Source organism: Apibacter sp. B3919, assembly GCF_026537405.1.
Classification (GTDB): Bacteria; Bacteroidota; Bacteroidia; order Flavobacteriales; family Weeksellaceae; genus Apibacter.
In genome coordinates this window covers 367,183-386,013 of sequence record NZ_JAFNMG010000002.1, presented here as the reverse complement: position 1 = coordinate 386,013, position 18,831 = coordinate 367,183, and the positions used below count along the sequence as shown (strand labels likewise).

The window sequence follows — 18,831 nt, the reverse complement described above, 5'->3', positions numbered from 1 at the left end:
TTAAATGAGAGCACTATAATAGTAATTTTTTTGCAATAATACTTATATAGACTAAATAAAAACAAAATAGTTTAAAGCAGTTGAATAAATCAACTGCTTCTATTAAAAAATTATCTGAGTAAAATTAATTAATTTTTCAAGAAAGTGACCGCTCTAATATGCTCCTTATCATTGGAAAGTTCAAATCCTTTATTTGCTGTTGCTGTTACCGGATCTATGGCATATATGGCTGAATTTCCGCTTACCGGATTTAATGGTAAATATATTTTACCTTTATATGCTAACGGCCATCCGTTACTTGACACTTGGGTATAGTCCATAATTCCTTCTACCCATTTAAAAGATTTAGATTCCATTTTAACGACTGCAAAACGTGTTGCTTTGGAACCGTTTCCGGTATTTGCTGTTTCGTTGTAAAATTCAAGTAAAAAGTAATCTTTAGTAATCGGAAAAACTTTTCTGAATTTATATCCTCCTGAAGCGGTTTCAATATCAAAATAATAATTTGAATCGAATGTTTGAGAACCTTTATTTATTTTTAAAGCCCCTGCTTTTTTAGCAGTGGTATTTCCGGATCCGGCACCTGAAAATACATATACGTTTCCTGAGCCATCCGGCCAAATTTGAGAATATACAGCACCTTTCCATTGGCCTCCTGAAAAGCTTAGACGCGAATCGTTGATGACAGATTTAATAGTCATGTTATAATCCATCAAGGCTACATAAACATTATCTGAATTTGTATATTTAAATGCAGCAGCTATTTCATTATTTCCTCTATCTGCAATTCCTGTAATGGTTGGTTTTTTGTCATCAATCATATGCGAACTTAAATCGATAGGTTTATCTATCATGGAAATATTATCTCCATTTCTTTCATACAGGAAGCTGTTGTCTTTATTGGATATGGCATAAATATATTTTCCAAAATTTCCTGTTACTGAAAATCTACCAATAATTATCGGACTTCCTTGTAATTCTTTCATTTTATCATCTGTGTCATATTTAAATGCTCTGCATCCTGATTTTCCTTGCCCTAAATCTGATCCGTTGGGATAAATAAATCCAACCAATGTGCTTGCATTGTTTACTACGATCTGTGTAAATGAACTGGTTGTTTTCACTGAATTAGAATTTCCTGAAATACTATCTCTACCGCTATCTAAATGATTGACAGTCAAAAAATAAGTTCCTGTACCTAATTTTCCACTCCCGGGAGCAGCTGCTATTACAAACTTATCTGCTTTAGTAGGAATGGGTTGTGTGGCTACCGTATTATCATCATCGCTACTACATGATATAGTCATGCATCCGGCCAAAAAGCTTACTAATACTTTTTGGATAAAATTTGTTTTTTTCATACTATATTTTATTTAAGAGTTTATTGAAATTTATTGTTTTTTTAATAGGGATAATCCCGTAATACCATCTGCTTCAACCACTAATCCTGCTTTAGCTGAAGTAGTTTTAGGATCGATCACGTATACGGTAGGCTGCTCATTGGATGTGGTAACCGGCAGATATATTTTACCGTCATAACTTAATGGCCATCCCGTTGCCGTAATTTGTTCTTTAGATGGGAAACCATCTCTTAACCAATTAAAATTTTTGGTGCTCATTTTTAGAATTGCATATTGAGAGGCAGGACTTATAATGTTATAGTCTAATTCGTTATAAAATTCTAACAGAAAATAGTCTTCCGTTATATGAAATACTTTACGAAATCGATAGCCCCCTGAGGCTTGTTCAATATTAAAATAGTAATCTTTATCGAAGGCAGTACTTCCTTTTTTTATACATAACGCACCCGCAGGTTTTGTGGTAGCGCTTTCGTATGAACCTGAAAATACATAGGTATTTCCGTTATCATCTTTTCCTATTTGAGAATACATGGCAGATCTCCATCTTCCTGCAGAATAACTGATTCTATCATCCGAATAAATTCGTTTAACATTTAAATTTGCGTCTAAAGCTAACACATGCACTTTATCGGGATCATTGGGACTAACGGCTGAGGTAAGAAATTCTCCATTTTCGGTATCAACAATTCCGCTAATCGTTGGATTATAACCGTTTCCAACTATATTATCGGTATGTAATGTTTTTTGGGTTATAGACATATTTGTTCCTTCTTGTTCTATAAAACTGAAGATGGCTCCTGTCGTTCCGTCTGCTAAAGCCTGTGATCCTCGTGCAGAAATCATATAATTTCCGAAATTTCCAACGGTATTATAACTGTTTACTTGAAATCCCATATCCTGATCTCCTTTTAATTTTTGAATTTTGCCGTTTGGAGCCAAAATGAAACAATATCCAACGTATGCCCCTCCTTGTCCGTATACCAGCCCTACTAATGATTTATAGTGGTTATTTATAAAATGTGTAAATACTCTTCCTACTTCCACGCCATTTCCCGATAGCGAGATTCTGCCTATATCCAGATTATCGGAAGTTAACATATAGCTGGAACTGCCCATAGTTGCAGCTATAACAAATTTTTGTGTAGCAGAATCTGTTCCCGGATTTTCTGATAGGTTATCATTGTCATCGCTCCCACATCCGATTATGAAAACTGATAGTGCTGCTATTAAAAGGAATTTTCTTTTAAATGATCTATTTCTCATATTATTGATTTATTTACTTTTTATGTGATTTTGAAAATGAATATCTTAGCTTGATATAGTAAGCCCTACCGGGCTTTTGTAAACTGTAGTTGTCATAAAGAAATTCATTGGTGATATTTTTAAGTTCCAATGAAACACTCAATGCACTTTCGTTGAGAGTGTAATTTATAATTAGATCATGTGATAGTTGTTGGGGTAAAGTGTATTTCGACTTTTTATTTCCCAAACTTTCCCAATTAAGATAAAATTTCTCAATAAAGTTGAATGTATAACCAATACTTAAATTATTTCTTCTTTTTACCCGATCGTTAATAAAATATGCTGCATCAATTGCTCCGAAAAAATAAGGTACATTGGGTATTCTGTCATTATAGGTGATATCTTTCCTATTTCCACTGACGGAAGAATATCGCTCTTTATTCCTTAAATTTTGGTAAGTTACATTTCCTCCTAACGAAAATTTATTTCTGTAATAGAATTTTATTTCAGCATCTATTCCAATATTTTTTACTTTTCCGTGGTTGACATAAGTTGCTGTTCCATAATGTTGTTCAATAATTCTTCGGATATAATCTTTAGTATCTCTTATATAAACACTGATATCAAAGTAGATAACATTATTATTTTTAAATTGTTTATTTAAAAGGATTCCTAGATTGTAATTCATGGAATTTTCAGCTTTTAAAACTGAATTTCCCAATTCTAATACTTCATCTCCAAAGAGTTCATTATCTGTGGGCAGACGGTATGCCTTTTCTAATGATCCCTTAAACTGAAAATCTTTCAAAAAATAAGTGACGGCTAAGCCATACCCGTTGGTGTTAAATTTTTCCGTGTTCTCAATATATTTTGTACTATTGGTTATGGTAGAAATATTTTTAGGACCTTTCACTTTTTGATAGTAATATTTACCAAAAACAGTCGTATTCCATATATTTTTATAATTAAAATTATAAGAACCTCCTAAAATATTTTTCAAATTGGTTCTTCTCATAGTATCGCGCACGGAACCGATTTCCACTATAGAAACCCGATCGGATTTCTTTCTTTTGTAGCCGGATAGAACATCATTTATTGCAAAGGAATGCATATCATTCCATCGATAAGTTAAATTTGCTGTTGATGAATAGTTATCATTATAAAATTTTGAAAGAGAATAAATGCCTTCTCCTCTGGTTTTTTTGGGTACATAGTCTCCTAACCAATTGTATTGTCTGGCTGCCGTGTCCGTATTTTTATTATAATTTCTATTATAATTTGCTGTGATTTTAACATTTAATTTATTGATCAAAAAATTATTTTTTCCGTAAACTAAAGAAGGCATAACAGTTGTACCCATTCTTTTTTTCATTCCGTAAACAATTTCCATTAAATTGGCATTTTGTATGTCGGAAAATTCTTGTCCTAATGTAATCCCTATTAGAAATTTATCTGCCCATCGTTTCTTAATAAAGCCTAATTTTAAAATACCTGTTTCATTGTGATATTTTCCATGAAATCTTTTGACCCAAAATTTTTCGGATGAAAAGACATTTGTTTTCAAATCCAATATAGAAGTCTTTACTTTGTAATTATTATCTGAATAATTTTGAAAAGCATTAAGTTGAATCGTAAATCCTGATTTTGAGGTATGGCCCATATTTAAATCGGTTCGGTAGGTATTAAATGAGCCGGAAGAATACGATAAATCCATATAGGTTTTAGTACTTTGAGCCGTCACAATGTTGATCACTCCACCTATTGCATCAGTGCCAAATTCAATAGGCACCACTCCTTTATATATCTCGATTCGATCCGCTATATTTACCGGAATATTATTTAATTGAAAAGCAGAACCGAAACCCTGCATAGGAACACCATCCATGAATATTTTAACATGTTTTCCCGTAAAACCATTTAAAGAAATTGACAGATCCGAACCTACTCCTCCGGCTTCTCTTATTTTTACTCCGGGTGCTTTCTCAAGCATATGAGCTAAATCTAATGAGCTATTATAAAATGATTTAGCATCTAAAACTGTTACATTATACGGAGTTTCTTTAGTTTTTTGTAAGGCTGATTTTCCGATAATTACAACGTTATCGATATCGGTAAAAGTGATAGGTTTAAGTTTAATGGATATATTTTTCTTTTCTCCTTTTTTTAAATAAACAGGAATACGTTGGGTTTCAAATTTAGGATTTGAAAACGTTAACCCATAGCTTCCCTCAGGAAGAATTATCTTATAATATCCTTTTTGATCGGTTTTAGTTATATAATCTATATTGTCTACCTGAACAGAACAATTTTCCAACACTTGATTATTAGAGGTAACTATTCCTTCTACTACTGCCATTTGAGAGTATAAACAGGTTGAAAATGAGCATATAATTAGAATATTGATAATTACTTTCATGGAGCAGTAAGTTTAAGACCACAACAATTTTTTATTTCTTATTTTTGTTTAGACTAAATAAATATTATTTGCGAAAGTATAATTTTAGAACCATATAATAATATCATATTTGGTATAAAAAATAATATAAACAGTATCATGAATATTTATTCGGAAATAAATCAAGATCTTTTACTGACTATTGAATTGGAAGACAGATTAAATATTAATTCACCTATAATTACTAAGAAAAACCATTTTAAAAGACATTTTGCCAGTGGTATTCAAAAAAGTATATATACCGATGGCTTATGTATTCTTATTCAAAAATTTACTGTAGCGCATAATTGTATTCAAACATTAAATATTGAAAAGGATTACATTCAAGTATCATTATTATTACAAGGAAAAGCAACTATTGAATCTTCTAAAAATAAAACCATTTATGGTATTAAGCCCGGTATTTTACAAATGACTTATCAAAATAAAAATAATATAAAAATTAAGATAGATTCTTATGAAAAGACATTTTATTCTATTAGTATTTTCATATCTAAACCTTTTATTTTTTCAATCTTAAAAAATGAAAAATGGTTTTTGGATAGTATTTTTTGTAAAGATATTCAACGGAATACTTATTCTGATTTCAACAAAATAGTTTTACCGATAGATTTCAATATGCTTACCGTTATAAATGAATTAATTGAAATTAAAGATACGGGAGTATTCGGTCACAGTTATTATCAAATTAAGTTAAAAGAGTTATTTTTAAAAATCTTTATAAAATTATCAACCAACAAGAAAGAAATAAAGTCTATAAAAGAGGAAGATTTCAAAAAAATTGAACAAGCTAATGCCTATCTAACTACCCATTACGAAGAACCGCCTACCATTAACCAGCTATCTAAAATTATTCATTTAAATGAACTAAAATTAAAAACGGGATTTAAACAGGCTTATAGTTGTACCATTCATTATTATATTATACAATTACGCATGAAAAAGGCACTTCAAATGTTGAATAACCATTACCCAATAAACGAAATTGCATTGGCAACAGGTTATAAAAGCACTTCTCATTTTATAACCTCCTTCAAAAAAATGTTTGGAAAAACACCTAAACAATACATACTAGATGAGTCACTTTAGACTTTAAATAAATCGATCGTTTCTTATTTGAAAAGATTTTTCGTTCTTTTTCCATCTTATTAATTCTTTAAATGATTTTTATTCATCAGATATTTTTTAATGTCTGAACGTATATTTAACTGAGCTTTTCTATTCCTTATTAGATATTTATTTTTTTACACTAAATTTGCCATTTAAAGTTTACATTGATATGTTACAGGTTGCATATATTAAAGATAATAAAGAAAAGGTCTTAGCCGGATTAAAAAAAAGAAATTTCGGCAAATTAGAACTTATCGATGAAATTATTTCACTGGATGAATCCAGAAAAAAGATTCAATTTGATTTGGATTCCCAGCTTTCGGAAATGAATAAAATTTCGAAAGATATTGGAATTCTAATGAAAGCAGGTAAAAAAGATGAAGCCGAAAATGCTAAATCACAAACTCTTTCTTTAAAAGAATCCACTAAAAAGTTGCAACAAAATTTATCTGAAACAGAGGAAAAGTTAAAATTAACTTTATATGAAGTACCCAATATTCCAAACGATTTAGTTCCTGTAGGAACAAATGAAGAGGATAATCTAGAGGTATTTAAGCATACTGCACATGAAAATATCATAAATAATGCTTTACCTCATTGGGAACTTACTAAAAAATACAATTTAATAGATTTTGAATTAGGAGTAAAAATAACCGGTGCCGGTTTTCCCGTTTATAAAGGAAAAGGAGCTCGATTGCAACGCTCTTTGGTTCAATATTTTCTAGATAAAAATGCTGAAGCCGGTTATATGGAAATTGTTCCGCCATTTGTAGTAAATGAAGCTTCCGGATACGGCACCGGACAACTTCCTGACAAAGAAGGTCAAATGTATTATATTAATGAAGACAAATTATATTTGATTCCTACCTCAGAAGTTCCGGTAACCAATATGTACAGGGATGTATTGCTTAACGAAAATCAACTACCAATTAAATTAACTGCTTATTCTCCTTGTTTTAGAAGAGAAGCCGGTTCTTATGGTAAAGATGTTAGAGGGCTTAACAGATTACATCAATTTGAAAAAGTTGAAATTGTTCGAATCGAAAGATCAGAAAATTCTTATGAGGCATTGGAGGAAATGGTTGAACATGTAAAATCTTTATTGGAATCACTACAACTCACTTACCGAATACTACGACTATGTGGTGGGGATTTAGGCTTTACCTCAGCAATTACTTATGATTTTGAAGTTTGGTCGGCTGCTCAAGAAAGATGGTTGGAAGTTAGCTCAGTATCAAATTTTGAAACCTTTCAAGCAAACCGATTAAAATTACGATATAAATCAGAAGGAAAAAATCAGCTTTGCCATACACTTAATGGTTCATCTCTTGCATTACCTAGAGTTTTAGCTGCTTTACTTGAAAATCACCAATCGGAAGAAGGAATTAAAATTCCGAAGGTATTAGTTCCTTATACCGGTTTCGACTTAATTAATTAAATATTTTTCCATGACAATTTCTGAAATACAACAAGGACTTATAAATGAATTTAATTTATTTGACTCTTGGGAACAACGGTATGAATATGTTATTGAATTAGGTAAATCTCTGCCCGAAATGCCTGAAAAAGACAAAACTCAAGATAAATTAATCAAAGGATGTCAGTCTCAGGTTTGGCTAACTACTCGTTCGGAAAATGGTAAACTATTTTTTGAAGCAGATTCTGACGCCATTTTACCGAGAGGAATAGCTGCCATGTTAGTACGCATCTATTCAGGACAACCCATTGAAGACATTTTAAAATCGGATGAAAATTTTATTGAAGAAATAGGTCTTCAAGAATTTTTAACTCCTACTCGAGCTAATGGGTTATTGGCAATGATTAAACAAATTAAATATTACGCAATTGCTTACTCTGCAAAAAAATAATTAGTAAAAAAAGTGAGTAAGATCAAAGAAAAAATTTTAGTCTTTCGTTTTTCTGCAATGGGAGATGTCGCAATGACTGTACCCGTTATAAGAGAATTTATCGAGCAAAATAAAGATGTTGAGTTGCTGATAGTTACCCGCCATTTTTTTGCTCCCTTTTTTCAATCAATTCCTAATATAACCTTTATAGGAGTGGATATCGAAAACTATAATGGAATTTTAGGTTTAAAAAAACTTGCTGATGAATTAAAGGTTTACGAACCTACTATGGTAGCTGATTTACACAATGTCTTAAGAACTAAAATTTTAAAATTATTTTTATCTAAACATGTAAAAAAAATTGCTACCCTTGATAAAAATCGTAAAGAAAAAAAATTATTAACTCGAAGAAAAAATAAAAAACTTTATCCACTTCGCCCTGTATCCGAATATTACGCCGATGTTTTCAGAAGATTGGGATTTGATTTAAAATTATCTCATAAATTATCATCAAACCCTATAAAGAAGAAAAACTCCATAGGCGTTGCACCTTTTGCAAATTACAAGGAAAAAATGTTACCTTTAGATAAAATGAAAGATATTTGCATACATCTTGCAAAAGATGATTATCAAATATATTTATTTGGAGGCGGAAAGGAAGAAACTGAAATTCTTGATTCTTGGCAGAAAATGCATTCAAATATTCATTCTTTATCAGGGCAAATTACCTTAAAGGAACAAATGAATTTAATTAGCCAATTGCCTTTAATGATAACTATGGATTCTGCCAATATGCACATATCTTCTTTAGTGGGAACCAAAGTTATTTCCATTTGGGGAGCTACTCATCCTTTCGCCGGTTTTTTAGGTTATGGTCAACAATTAAATGATGTGATACAAATAAATGATCTTCCTTGCCGACCTTGCTCGATTTTTGGAAATAAACCTTGTTATAGAAATGATTGGGCTTGTACAAGAAATTTGGAATGTTCCTATATCTTAAATAAAATAAAAAGTCAAACTATTTTATAATTAGTATTTTTATACTGTCTATATACCTAAAATTATTTCATAATCACAACATCTCTAATTACTTAGATTAAAAACTTACAGTATATCAAAAATTGATAACGTTCGATAAATTAACTTATTAACAATATAAAATACTACCAAAACCTATAGTCAATTTATTTTATATAAAATTATTTCTTAATTTTTATACAAATTTTCTTTTCTTTTTAAACATAAAAGAATTTGATTGTTCAAAAAATTTGTACTTTTGCCGTAATAATTTTAAGTACAATGAAGGAAGTTCAATTTAGACAAGCAATTTGTGAAGCTATGAGCGAAGAAATGAGAAGAGATCCTTCCATTTATCTGATTGGCGAAGAAGTTGCTAATTATAATGGAGCTTATAAAGCTTCCAAAGGAATGGTAGACGAATTCGGTGCCAAAAGAGTCATTGATTCCCCTATTGCAGAAAGTGGTTTTACCGGAATTAGTGTTGGCGCAGCCATGAATGGATGCCGTCCTATTGTAGAATTTATGACATTTAATTTTTCCTTGGTTGCAATCGACCAAATCATAAATAATGCAGCTAAAATTTATCAAATGACCGGTGGTCAATGGAATGTACCAATCGTATTTCGTGGTCCAACCGCTTCAGCCGGACAATTAGGAGCTACTCACTCTCAAGCTTTTGAAAGTTGGTTTGCCAATTGTCCCGGATTAAAGGTTATCGTACCTTCTAATCCTTATGATGCCAAAGGATTATTGAAATCCGCTATTAGAGATAATGACCCTGTTATTTTCATGGAATCTGAGCAAATGTATGGTGACAAAATGGAGATTCCTGAAGATGAATATCTTATCCCTATAGGTGTTGCAGACATCAAGAAACCAGGATCCGATGTTACTATTGTCTCTTTTGGTAAAATAATGAAAGTTGCTTTACAAGCTGCTGCTGAACTTGAAAAAGAAGGCATAAATGCAGAAGTTATTGATTTAAGAACTGTTCGACCTTTAGATTATGACACTGTTATTAATTCCGTTAAGAAAACCAATCGTTTGGTATTATTAATTGAAGAATGGCCTTTTGCATCTGTTGCTAGTGAAATTGCTTATATGGTACAACAAAAAGCTTTTGATTATTTGGATGCACCTATAAAAAGAATTACAACTGCTGATACTTCAGCCCCTTATTCTTCTTCTTTATTTTCTAAATGGTATCCGAATGTGAACCAAGTAATAACCGCAGTTAAAAATACTTTATATAAAAAGTAATCGTAGTTATTTTCTTTAATAATATAAACTAAAAAATATTTTTTCAGGTTTCAATTTTAATTAATAAATTAATTTTGAAACCTGAATTTTAAATTAATATCAGCTTTATTAAAGCTTATGGAACAAAAATGTACTTTTTGCGGAAGAAAAAAATCTGAAGTTCAACTATTAATTGCCGGACTTCACGGACATATATGCAATGATTGTATTGAACAAGCACATAACATTGTTGTACAGGAAGAAAATTTTAAAGACGACAGCAATTTTGAATTGCAAGTAAAAAAACCTAAAGAAATAAAAGAATTTTTAGATCAATACGTAATAGGTCAAGAAAACGCAAAAAAAACGTTATCTGTTGCTGTTTACAATCATTATAAAAGGTTAGCACATTCTTTAGAAGTTGACAGGGAGGTTGAAATTGAAAAATCCAACATATTGATGGTTGGTGAAACAGGAACCGGAAAAACTCTAATTGCCAAATCAATTGCTAAACTTTTGGATGTTCCTTTTACTATAGTTGATGCAACTGTTTTAACAGAAGCCGGATACGTGGGTGAAGATGTTGAAAGTATATTAAGTCGATTATTACAAGCTGCTGATTATAACGTTGAAAAGGCTGAACAAGGTATAGTCTTTATAGATGAAATAGATAAAATTAGTCGAAAAAGCGATAATCCAAGTATAACCCGCGACGTTTCCGGGGAAGGAGTGCAACAAGCTTTATTAAAACTTTTAGAAGGAAGTATTATTAATGTTCCTCCTCAAGGCGGCAGAAAACACCCCGATCAAAAATACATTCAAGTAAATACACAAAATATTTTATTTATTGCAGGGGGAGCTTTTTCAGGTATTGATAAAATTATTTCAAACAGACTAAATAAAAACACGATAGGTTTCAGCAAAACGGATGAAAAGACACTTGAAGAAGAACACATTTTATCTCAGGTAAATGCTACCGATTTAAAAACTTTCGGACTTATTCCCGAACTATTAGGAAGATTCCCTGTAATAACTAATTTAGAGCCATTGGATGATGAGGCTATGTTACAAATTCTTACTAAGCCTAAAAATGCAATAATTAAACAATATCAGGCACTATTTAAATTAGATGGAATCAATCTCTCCATTACCGATGAAGTATTAAATGAAATTGTAAAAGAAACCAGAATTTTAGGTTTAGGGGCAAGAGGGTTGCGAAGTATCTCAGAAAACATATTTTCTAAAATTAGTTATGATATTGACAATTATAACGGAGATTTACTTATAGATATGGATAAATTTGTTGCGTTAACGAAACACAAATCAATAAAATAAAAAAAAAAGACTTGCGAATAATATTTTTATTTATATTTGCACTACTAGTATATATTATATTTAATAAATAAATTTAACTAATAAATGCTTAATAAATGAAAATGAAATTTATACCCTTGCTTTTTGTACTGGGTTGTATTGCAAGCAATTCACAAATAACCACCACTAACGGTGCTAAGTTTTTTGTGAGTCCAGGTACGACTTTATTTAGTACTGGAGATATAACCATAGACAACAGTTCTGATGTATTTACTAATAAAGGTAATGTTAAAATATCAGAAGGTACTCTAAAAAATAATGGAAGTCCAAATAAGTTTGTTATAACTTATGACGATGAAAAAAATTATGGTCAATTAATAATCGTAAACAATAAAAGTACTGTTGGAGGTGTTACCATCCAAAAACATCTATATGATTATGGTTCCGGTGAGGTTCTTTTTGGTGTGCCTTTTATCAAATATACCTATGATAATTTCTCAGGTGATTTAACTAATAAACTACTAAAACCAGAGCTTATTTGTGGACTATTTTATATTAATAATAATTGTAAAAATAGCTCTAGATGGAATCGTCACCCTTTATTTACATGGAGAGAAGATCGATTTAGATACGATCCATTTCAAAAGGATGAAAATTTTGTTCCCGGAAAATATTATTCTTTTAGAAAAGAATTGTATAATACCGGATCAAATTTTGATGGTGTAATTTCATTTCAAGGAACTCCTTATGTTGCGGGCACTAAACCTACTGACGGAGGTACAGCCTCTGCAGCAGATCTATCTGTACCTATAAGTAGTAGAGTTGCTTCAGGCTATAATATTGGTAATAATGCTAAAAATCCTTATGGATTATATTATTGGACTTATTTGGATGATCCATTTGCTGCTACTATTAAATTTACTAAAACTACTACCGATGAAGTGTTAAATTCAAACCGATACTGGGATAGGATGTTGCGTATGGTAAATCCTTATACTTCCAATATTGACATAACTATATTACTTAAAGATCAAATTCCAAACTTAATAGGAGGCGCAAGTGATGGACCAATCACTAATAAAATTGTGGATGGAACTACCCGATATGAAGGAAAAACACAAATGTTTACATTTGATAATGATGGAAAATTAATTGGTGATGATATAAGAATTATCCCTCCAATGACTAATTTTTTCATCAAAGCGAAAAGTGACTACGTAAAAGTTGATTTATATAAAGATAGTAAACCTCAAACATTTGAACAATCCAAATATGAATTTAATAAGGGGAAAGTATGGGGTACACGATCAAAATCTAATTCACAAGATCTATATCAATTAAATCTTGAATTAGTTTCCGGTAAAACTTTCTATGGTAATACATATCTAGCAGCCGGTCCAAATTTGATCACCGGAGAATTAAATGAATTTGAAGCCAAAATCAAATCCAATACAGAAAATGATAATGATGTAACTACCAATATCTATACCATACCGGAATCTATAAATGGTGGAAAATACCCCGGATATGAAGATACTGAATTATATATTAATGTAATTAACTCGGATAATTCTTCTAAAGTTGCTGTTCCAGTAGGAGTAACTGTTAATACTATGGATAAAGGAAAAGAATTTACCTTTAAATCAGAACTTAAGTATAACATGAATCCTATAAAAGAAGAAGGAAAATCTAACTTTGATAATCCTAATGCAAAATTTTATTTTCATGATAAACAATTAAAAGTTATTAAAGAAATAGATTCCAATTTTTCCTATTCTGTAACTCTTAATGAATCAACTAACGACAGATTTGAAATTTTCTGGAAAGAGCCTGGAACTTTAGGAAATGAAGACATTACTACTTTAAATGGTTTAACAACTATTTATAAGACCGGAAATGAATATAAAATTCACTTTGATCAAAATTGGAAAAAAGCAGAAGTAACTATATTTAACGTTTTAGGTCAGTTAATTTCCACAGAAACAAATATCGATACCCAAAATGATTATTTGCTACCCGTTCATACTACATCGTCATCTTTGTACGTTATAGTAGTGACTAATCAAATTACTGGTGAGAAAGTAACTAAAAAAATAGTTAAATAATAAAGTAAAATTGAAATGAAAAAATTGTTTTCCATAATATTTATAGCTTTAGTTTATAGTCAATCTTTTGCTTACAATATTTTGCAAGTTGTAGTTGAAACGGAAGAAGTACCTCCAATTCCAAACGCCGAAGGTGAGGTAGTAGCCTATGGTGGTGGGATAGGTATAATGGAACCAAACTCAACTCCAATTAATTTTATAGTGCCTTTTTTATTAATAAGTGCTATTTTTATAATGTTTTATATCTTTAAAAAGAAAAGAATTAAATCTATATAAAGATTTAAATTTCATAAATTAGCCTTGTTAAATAAATAACAAGGCTTTTTTTATGAAAAAAATTTCAATTACATTCTTATTAGTTCTAATAAGCTTAATAGCTCAAGCTCAATTTACTTTTAAAGGTACTATTGCCAATTATTCTAATAAAAGAATATTAGTTAAAATAGATAGAGCATTTGATGATATTTTAATAGGAAACATAACTACAAATTCAAATGGATCTTTTTCAATTCCTGTTAAAGATAACTATTCCGGTATAATTGAAATTTCATTACTGGATGCCAAGAAGAATTACATATTCATTTCTGATAATACCGATATAGATTTTAGCGCATCAATTACTACAAATGATGAATTTATTATAAATATACCGGGTAATCAAATTAATGAACGTTATCAAAATTATTTAAACTATGACATTAAAAAAAATTCTATTCTTCCTCAATTACAAAATATAAATTTTTATTATAATTCTAAAGATGATTTTTATTTACCCTTAAAAAATGAAATTCAAAGAATATCTGAAATGAATGAACCTGATATTTCAGAATTTCCATTTTTATCCTATTATTTAAAAACTTCAGATCTAATTAAAAACACTGAAATAGGAAACGGCGATGCTATTTCTAATAAAAATTTAATTTTAGATCATTTTAAAAATGCCGGACAACAATTTGAAACTTCCGGTGTAGGTAAATCTCTTTTATATAATTATTTTAAACTGTCTGCAATGGGAGCCACTTCTCAAAAAGATTGGGAAAATAAAATTGATAAAGCTATAGAAGTTTTATTGGATGAAGTTGGTGAAGAAACAAGCAGGGGACAAGAGATATTATCCGCAACTATCAATTTTCTAAATGGATATGGTTTAGTAAATCTTACTGATAAATATATGAAAAGAGCTGAATCACTAACATGCGAAATAAGTGCGGAACTTAAAAAAACAATTCAAGACAATAATTCTATAAAGGAAGGAAAAATAATTCCAAACATAAAATTTACGCATAAATTAAACGATAAGTATACGTATTTATATGACATTAAAACTAAATATAAATTAATTATGGTATGGGCTTCTTGGTGTAGTCATTGCCAACAAGAAATGCCATATGTTAAACAGTTTTACGAAAATTTTAAAAAATCGGGTGGAGAAATTATAGCCCTTTCTGTTGATTATAACAAAGAGGATTGGCAAAATGCTATTAAAGAAACTTCATGGTTAAACGATTCAGATTTAATATACTGGGATAGTAAATTTGTAAAAGAACTAAATATAACCGGTACCCCTACTCTAATTTTAGTAGATCAAAAAAATAAAATTTTAAAAATTACTTCTAAAATATCTGATATCAATAATTTAATTAAATAAGATACTCAAATATATTCTTTCACGTAAGAAGGGAATAATTCCCTTCTTATGTGTTTTCTTTAAATAGTAAATTTCAATTAATTTATATCGCTATTGCTAGTTATAGTAAGATCAGTTTCTTAATTTTGTAGAATGAGTGCATTATATCTTCAATCTTCTATTGAATATGTTAAAGGTATAGGAACTGAAAAAGCGAACTTATTAAAAAAGCAGCTTAATATTCACTCATGCGAGGATTTACTTAATTATTTTCCTTTTAGATATGTAGATAAAAGTAAAATTTATAAAGTAAATCAACTAGGCTCTTCTTCAGCTGAAATTCAATTAAGAGGTAAAATAATATCTTTAAAAGAAACAACTTTAAATAAGAAAAGCAGATTAACCGGTATATTTGAAGATAGTACCGGAAAATTAGAACTTATATGGTTCAATGTAACGAATTGGTTAGTAAAAAGCATTCCCTTACATGAAGAAGTTTTAATATTTGGTAAAGTAAATGCTTTTAATGGAAAATTAACCCTTGCGCATCCGGAAATCGAAAAAATGAATGATGCAAAACTAGCTCCTATAGTTTTAGAACCAATTTATTCAAACTCGGAAAAATTACAAAAAAGAGGGATCAATCAACGTTTTTTTAAAAAATCAATTAGGGAAATTTTAGTCGCTATTGATGATCAAATAGAGGAAAACTTATCGCAAGAAATTTTAGTAAATTATATATTAATTTCTCGTAAAAAAGCTTATCAACAAATTCATTTTCCAAATTCTTACGTTGATTTACAACAGGCCGAATACAGGTTGAAATTTGAAGAAATGTTTTTTTTTCAACTTGGTTTTGGATTACAAAAAATTCATAGACAACGTATAAATTTAGGAAATCCTTTTTCTAATGTCGGACATCATTTTAATGAATTTTATAATTTTCATCTTCCGTTCCAATTAACAAATGCTCAAAAAAAAGTAATTAAAGAAATTCGTAAAGACCTTAGCCGAAATATTCAAATGAATAGGTTATTGCAAGGTGATGTAGGAAGTGGAAAGACGATGGTCGCTCTCTTATCCATGCTTTTAGCTATTGATAATGGTTTTCAAGCTTGTATGATTGCTCCCACCGAAATTTTAGCCGTTCAACATTATAAAAGCATTTGTGAATTGGTTGATGAAATGAATATTTCTGTCCATCTATTAACGGGATCAACTTCGACCTCGGAAAGAAAACTAATCCATCAAGAATTACTGTCGGGAAAAATAAATATATTGGTGGGTACACATGCTTTACTTGAAGAAAAAGTACAATTTAAAAATTTAGGTTTAGCTATAATTGATGAACAACATCGGTTTGGAGTTGAACAACGCTCTCGATTGTGGGGAAAAAATTCGATACCTCCTCATATATTAGTGATGACAGCTACTCCTATACCGAGAACATTGGCCATGAGTTATTATAGTGATTTGGATGTATCCATAATTGATGAATTACCAAGTGGCAGGAAAGAAATTAAAACCTATCATAGAACAGATTCAAACAGGCTATCCGTTTTTGGTTTTCTTAAAAATGAAATTAAAAAAGGCAGACAAGTATATATTGTATATCCCCTTATAGAAGAAAGTGAAAGTCTTGATTATAAAGATCTTATGGATGGATATGAAAGTATAGTCAGAGATTTCCCAATGCCTGATTATCAAATAAGCATCGTACACGGGAAAATGAAAGCAGCGGATAAAGAATATGAAATGCAACGATTTGTCAATAATCAGACGCAAATTATGATTGCCACTACTGTTATTGAGGTGGGAGTAAATGTTCCGAATGCAAGTGTCATGGTTATTGAAAGTGCTGAGAAATTCGGATTATCTCAATTGCATCAATTAAGAGGAAGAGTGGGTAGAGGTGCTGAACAATCATATTGCATTTTGATGACCAAATCAGAGCTATCGAATGATGCTCAGAAAAGGATTAAAACAATGTGTGAAACAAACGACGGATTTAGAATATCTGAAGTGGATTTGGAATTAAGAGGACCCGGTAATATTTTAGGAACTCAGCAAAGCGGTACCATTGATTTTAAAAAAACAGATTTGATTCATGATAAGGTAATAGTATCATTATCTAAATCATGTGTTGATCATTTATTACAAGATGATCCTGATCTTACAAAGGAAAAAAATCAAGCTATAAGAAAATTCTTCTTAAAATATCATAAGAATAAAATCAAATGGTCAAAAATTAGTTAATACCAATGGATATTTAGATAAGGCTATTTTTGTCAGAATAATTCAAGCGCAAAAATATAAAAATAAATAAAGAAAATCCTAATAGTGAACTACCACCATAACTAAAGAAAGGTAATGGGATTCCTACGGTTGGAAACAATCCTATGACCATTCCTATATTAATTAAAAAATGCATAAATAATATGGACGCTAATGAATATCCCATAACTCTGGAGAATGCGCTTTTCTGTGTTTCTGCCAAATAATATATTCTTGCTATTAAACAAGTATAAAGCCCGATCAATAGGGTACATCCTACAAATCCCCATTCTTCGCCCACTGTACAAAATATATAGTCAGTCTGTTGCTCCGGTACAAATTTACCTGCTGTAACACTACCTTGTTTATATCCTTTACCCCAGAAACCTCCCGATCCTATGGCTGTTTTAGAATAAAGCAAATTATATCCTGCGGTATCTCTGTATTTTTTTTCTCCTTCGTATAGTACTAATATTCTTTCTTTTTGATGCTTTGGTAAATGCTCGAATATAAACGGTGAGGATATGCTTATAACACTTGATATTAGTACAAATACTATGATAAATAAAATATTAAAGTGTTGATTCCATTTAATTTTCTTTCTAAGCAAGAATAATAATAGAAATAGTAAAAGTGTTAATATTAAAATAACGATCCATGATGGAACCCAGATAGAAGTTAGAAATAAAATCGCAAAATAAAAACCAATGATGAACAACCATCCTGTCATTCCTTCTCTATATAAAGCGATAAAATAAGCAGTAAACACTAAAATGGATCCTACATCGGGTTGCAGCAAAATTAATACTATGGGAATAAATATAATTAGAAATGTTATTCCTAATGATTGATTATTTTTAATATTAAAATTAGGAGAATCTACGTAATTAGCTAACATTAATGCTGTGGAAATTTTAGCTAATTCTACCGGTTGTAAACTGAAACCTCCAATTCGATACCAGGCTTTAGCTCCATTAACATAGCTTCCAAACAGTAAAACACCGGTAAGTAAACATAAGCCAAATAAGTAAAATAAGCCCGCAAAATTCTCAAAAAATTTAGGACGAACAAGAAAGGTTGAAGTTCCTACTGTTAAAGATATTAACAGCCAGATGAATTGTTTAGTACCACTGGAACTATCAACGCTGTATATATTTGCGATACCAAATAAGGCTATAAGCAAATATAAAAATAACATTAAACCATCTACTCCCCTAAAAATTTTATTCATTTT

The 18,831-nt window shown here is 30.3% G+C and carries 14 protein-coding genes; 10 read left to right on the top strand and 4 right to left on the bottom strand.

The features are described from left to right. Nucleotides 1–128: 128 nt before the first annotated feature. The 3 genes from J3U20_RS05050 to J3U20_RS05040 are packed head-to-tail and all read right to left on the bottom strand — an operon-like array spanning nucleotide 129 to nucleotide 5,019. The gene (locus tag J3U20_RS05050) at nucleotides 129–1,361 is read right to left on the bottom strand and encodes a DUF4374 domain-containing protein (protein WP_160541887.1); all 1,233 of its coding nucleotides are present in this window, start codon (nucleotides 1,359–1,361) and stop codon (nucleotides 129–131) included. A 30-nt stretch (nucleotides 1,362–1,391) separates the two neighbouring features. Continuing rightward, nucleotides 1,392–2,624: a DUF4374 domain-containing protein gene (locus J3U20_RS05045; RefSeq protein ID WP_160541886.1), complete on the bottom strand. Its 1,233-nt coding sequence runs from the start codon at nucleotides 2,622–2,624 to the stop codon at nucleotides 1,392–1,394. A 13-nt stretch (nucleotides 2,625–2,637) separates the two neighbouring features. After that, nucleotides 2,638–5,019, bottom strand: coding sequence for a TonB-dependent receptor (locus J3U20_RS05040; RefSeq protein WP_160550004.1), 2,382 nt, complete (start codon nucleotides 5,017–5,019; stop codon nucleotides 2,638–2,640). A gap of 138 nt (nucleotides 5,020–5,157) precedes the next feature. Between J3U20_RS05040 and J3U20_RS05035 the strand changes: the two genes are divergently transcribed. The 10 genes from J3U20_RS05035 to recG all read left to right on the top strand — a co-directional run bounded on the left by J3U20_RS05035 (nucleotide 5,158) and on the right by recG (nucleotide 17,579). Next, complete coding sequence (locus J3U20_RS05035; RefSeq protein WP_160541884.1) at nucleotides 5,158–6,147, top strand: helix-turn-helix transcriptional regulator; 990 nt, start codon at nucleotides 5,158–5,160, stop codon at nucleotides 6,145–6,147. Between the two features lie 190 nt (nucleotides 6,148–6,337). Then, nucleotides 6,338–7,606: a serine--tRNA ligase gene (serS, locus tag J3U20_RS05030; RefSeq protein WP_160541883.1), complete on the top strand. Its 1,269-nt coding sequence runs from the start codon at nucleotides 6,338–6,340 to the stop codon at nucleotides 7,604–7,606. Between the two features lie 10 nt (nucleotides 7,607–7,616). Further along, entirely contained in the window at nucleotides 7,617–8,036 is a 420-nt protein-coding gene (locus tag J3U20_RS05025; RefSeq protein WP_160541882.1) for a SufE family protein, read from the top strand. A gap of 12 nt (nucleotides 8,037–8,048) precedes the next feature. After that, a complete protein-coding gene (locus J3U20_RS05020) occupies nucleotides 8,049–9,047 on the top strand; it encodes a glycosyltransferase family 9 protein (RefSeq protein WP_324125474.1) in 999 nt (332 codons plus the stop codon). Between the two features lie 270 nt (nucleotides 9,048–9,317). Further along, nucleotides 9,318–10,298 (top strand): pyruvate dehydrogenase complex E1 component subunit beta, encoded by a 981-nt coding sequence (locus J3U20_RS05015; RefSeq protein ID WP_160541881.1) that lies wholly within the window; start codon nucleotides 9,318–9,320, stop codon nucleotides 10,296–10,298. Nucleotides 10,299–10,415: 117 nt separating this feature from the next. Continuing rightward, complete coding sequence (clpX, locus tag J3U20_RS05010; protein WP_160541880.1) at nucleotides 10,416–11,612, top strand: ATP-dependent Clp protease ATP-binding subunit ClpX; 1,197 nt, start codon at nucleotides 10,416–10,418, stop codon at nucleotides 11,610–11,612. A gap of 95 nt (nucleotides 11,613–11,707) precedes the next feature. Next, a complete protein-coding gene (locus tag J3U20_RS05005; RefSeq protein WP_160541879.1) occupies nucleotides 11,708–13,696 on the top strand; it encodes a T9SS type A sorting domain-containing protein in 1,989 nt (662 codons plus the stop codon). A gap of 15 nt (nucleotides 13,697–13,711) precedes the next feature. Next, nucleotides 13,712–13,972: a hypothetical protein gene (locus J3U20_RS05000; protein ID WP_160541878.1), complete on the top strand. Its 261-nt coding sequence runs from the start codon at nucleotides 13,712–13,714 to the stop codon at nucleotides 13,970–13,972. A gap of 52 nt (nucleotides 13,973–14,024) precedes the next feature. Next, nucleotides 14,025–15,344, top strand: a complete 1,320-nt coding sequence (locus tag J3U20_RS04995; RefSeq protein ID WP_160541877.1) for a TlpA family protein disulfide reductase — start codon at nucleotides 14,025–14,027, stop codon at nucleotides 15,342–15,344. 132 nt (nucleotides 15,345–15,476) lie between these two features. Beyond that, entirely contained in the window at nucleotides 15,477–17,579 is a 2,103-nt protein-coding gene (gene recG, locus J3U20_RS04990) for an ATP-dependent DNA helicase RecG (RefSeq protein WP_160541876.1), read from the top strand. A gap of 13 nt (nucleotides 17,580–17,592) precedes the next feature. On the opposite strand, the gene J3U20_RS04985 is transcribed toward recG, so the two are convergent. Beyond that, on the bottom strand, nucleotides 17,593–18,828 hold the full coding sequence (locus tag J3U20_RS04985; RefSeq protein WP_160541875.1) for a M50 family metallopeptidase: 1,236 nt from the start codon (nucleotides 18,826–18,828) through the stop codon (nucleotides 17,593–17,595). Nucleotides 18,829–18,831: the final 3 nt, after the last annotated feature.

Excerpts from the sequence above, each read along its gene's own strand:
- J3U20_RS05050 (WP_160541887.1), bottom strand. The coding sequence starts at position 1,361 with ATGAAAAAAACAAATTTTATCCAAAAAGTATTAGTAAGCTTTTTGGCC.
- J3U20_RS05045 (WP_160541886.1), bottom strand. The coding sequence starts at position 2,624 with ATGAGAAATAGATCATTTAAAAGAAAATTCCTTTTAATAGCAGCACTA.
- J3U20_RS05040 (WP_160550004.1), bottom strand. The coding sequence starts at position 5,019 with ATGAAAGTAATTATCAATATTCTAATTATATGCTCATTTTCAACCTGT.
- J3U20_RS05035 (WP_160541884.1), top strand. The coding sequence starts at position 5,158 with ATGAATATTTATTCGGAAATAAATCAAGATCTTTTACTGACTATTGAA.
- serS (WP_160541883.1), top strand. The coding sequence starts at position 6,338 with ATGTTACAGGTTGCATATATTAAAGATAATAAAGAAAAGGTCTTAGCC.
- J3U20_RS05025 (WP_160541882.1), top strand. The coding sequence starts at position 7,617 with ATGACAATTTCTGAAATACAACAAGGACTTATAAATGAATTTAATTTA.
- J3U20_RS05015 (WP_160541881.1), top strand. The coding sequence starts at position 9,318 with ATGAAGGAAGTTCAATTTAGACAAGCAATTTGTGAAGCTATGAGCGAA.
- clpX (WP_160541880.1), top strand. The coding sequence starts at position 10,416 with ATGGAACAAAAATGTACTTTTTGCGGAAGAAAAAAATCTGAAGTTCAA.
- J3U20_RS05005 (WP_160541879.1), top strand. The coding sequence starts at position 11,708 with ATGAAAATGAAATTTATACCCTTGCTTTTTGTACTGGGTTGTATTGCA.
- J3U20_RS05000 (WP_160541878.1), top strand. The coding sequence starts at position 13,712 with ATGAAAAAATTGTTTTCCATAATATTTATAGCTTTAGTTTATAGTCAA.
- J3U20_RS04995 (WP_160541877.1), top strand. The coding sequence starts at position 14,025 with ATGAAAAAAATTTCAATTACATTCTTATTAGTTCTAATAAGCTTAATA.
- recG (WP_160541876.1), top strand. The coding sequence starts at position 15,477 with ATGAGTGCATTATATCTTCAATCTTCTATTGAATATGTTAAAGGTATA.
- J3U20_RS04985 (WP_160541875.1), bottom strand. The coding sequence starts at position 18,828 with ATGAATAAAATTTTTAGGGGAGTAGATGGTTTAATGTTATTTTTATAT.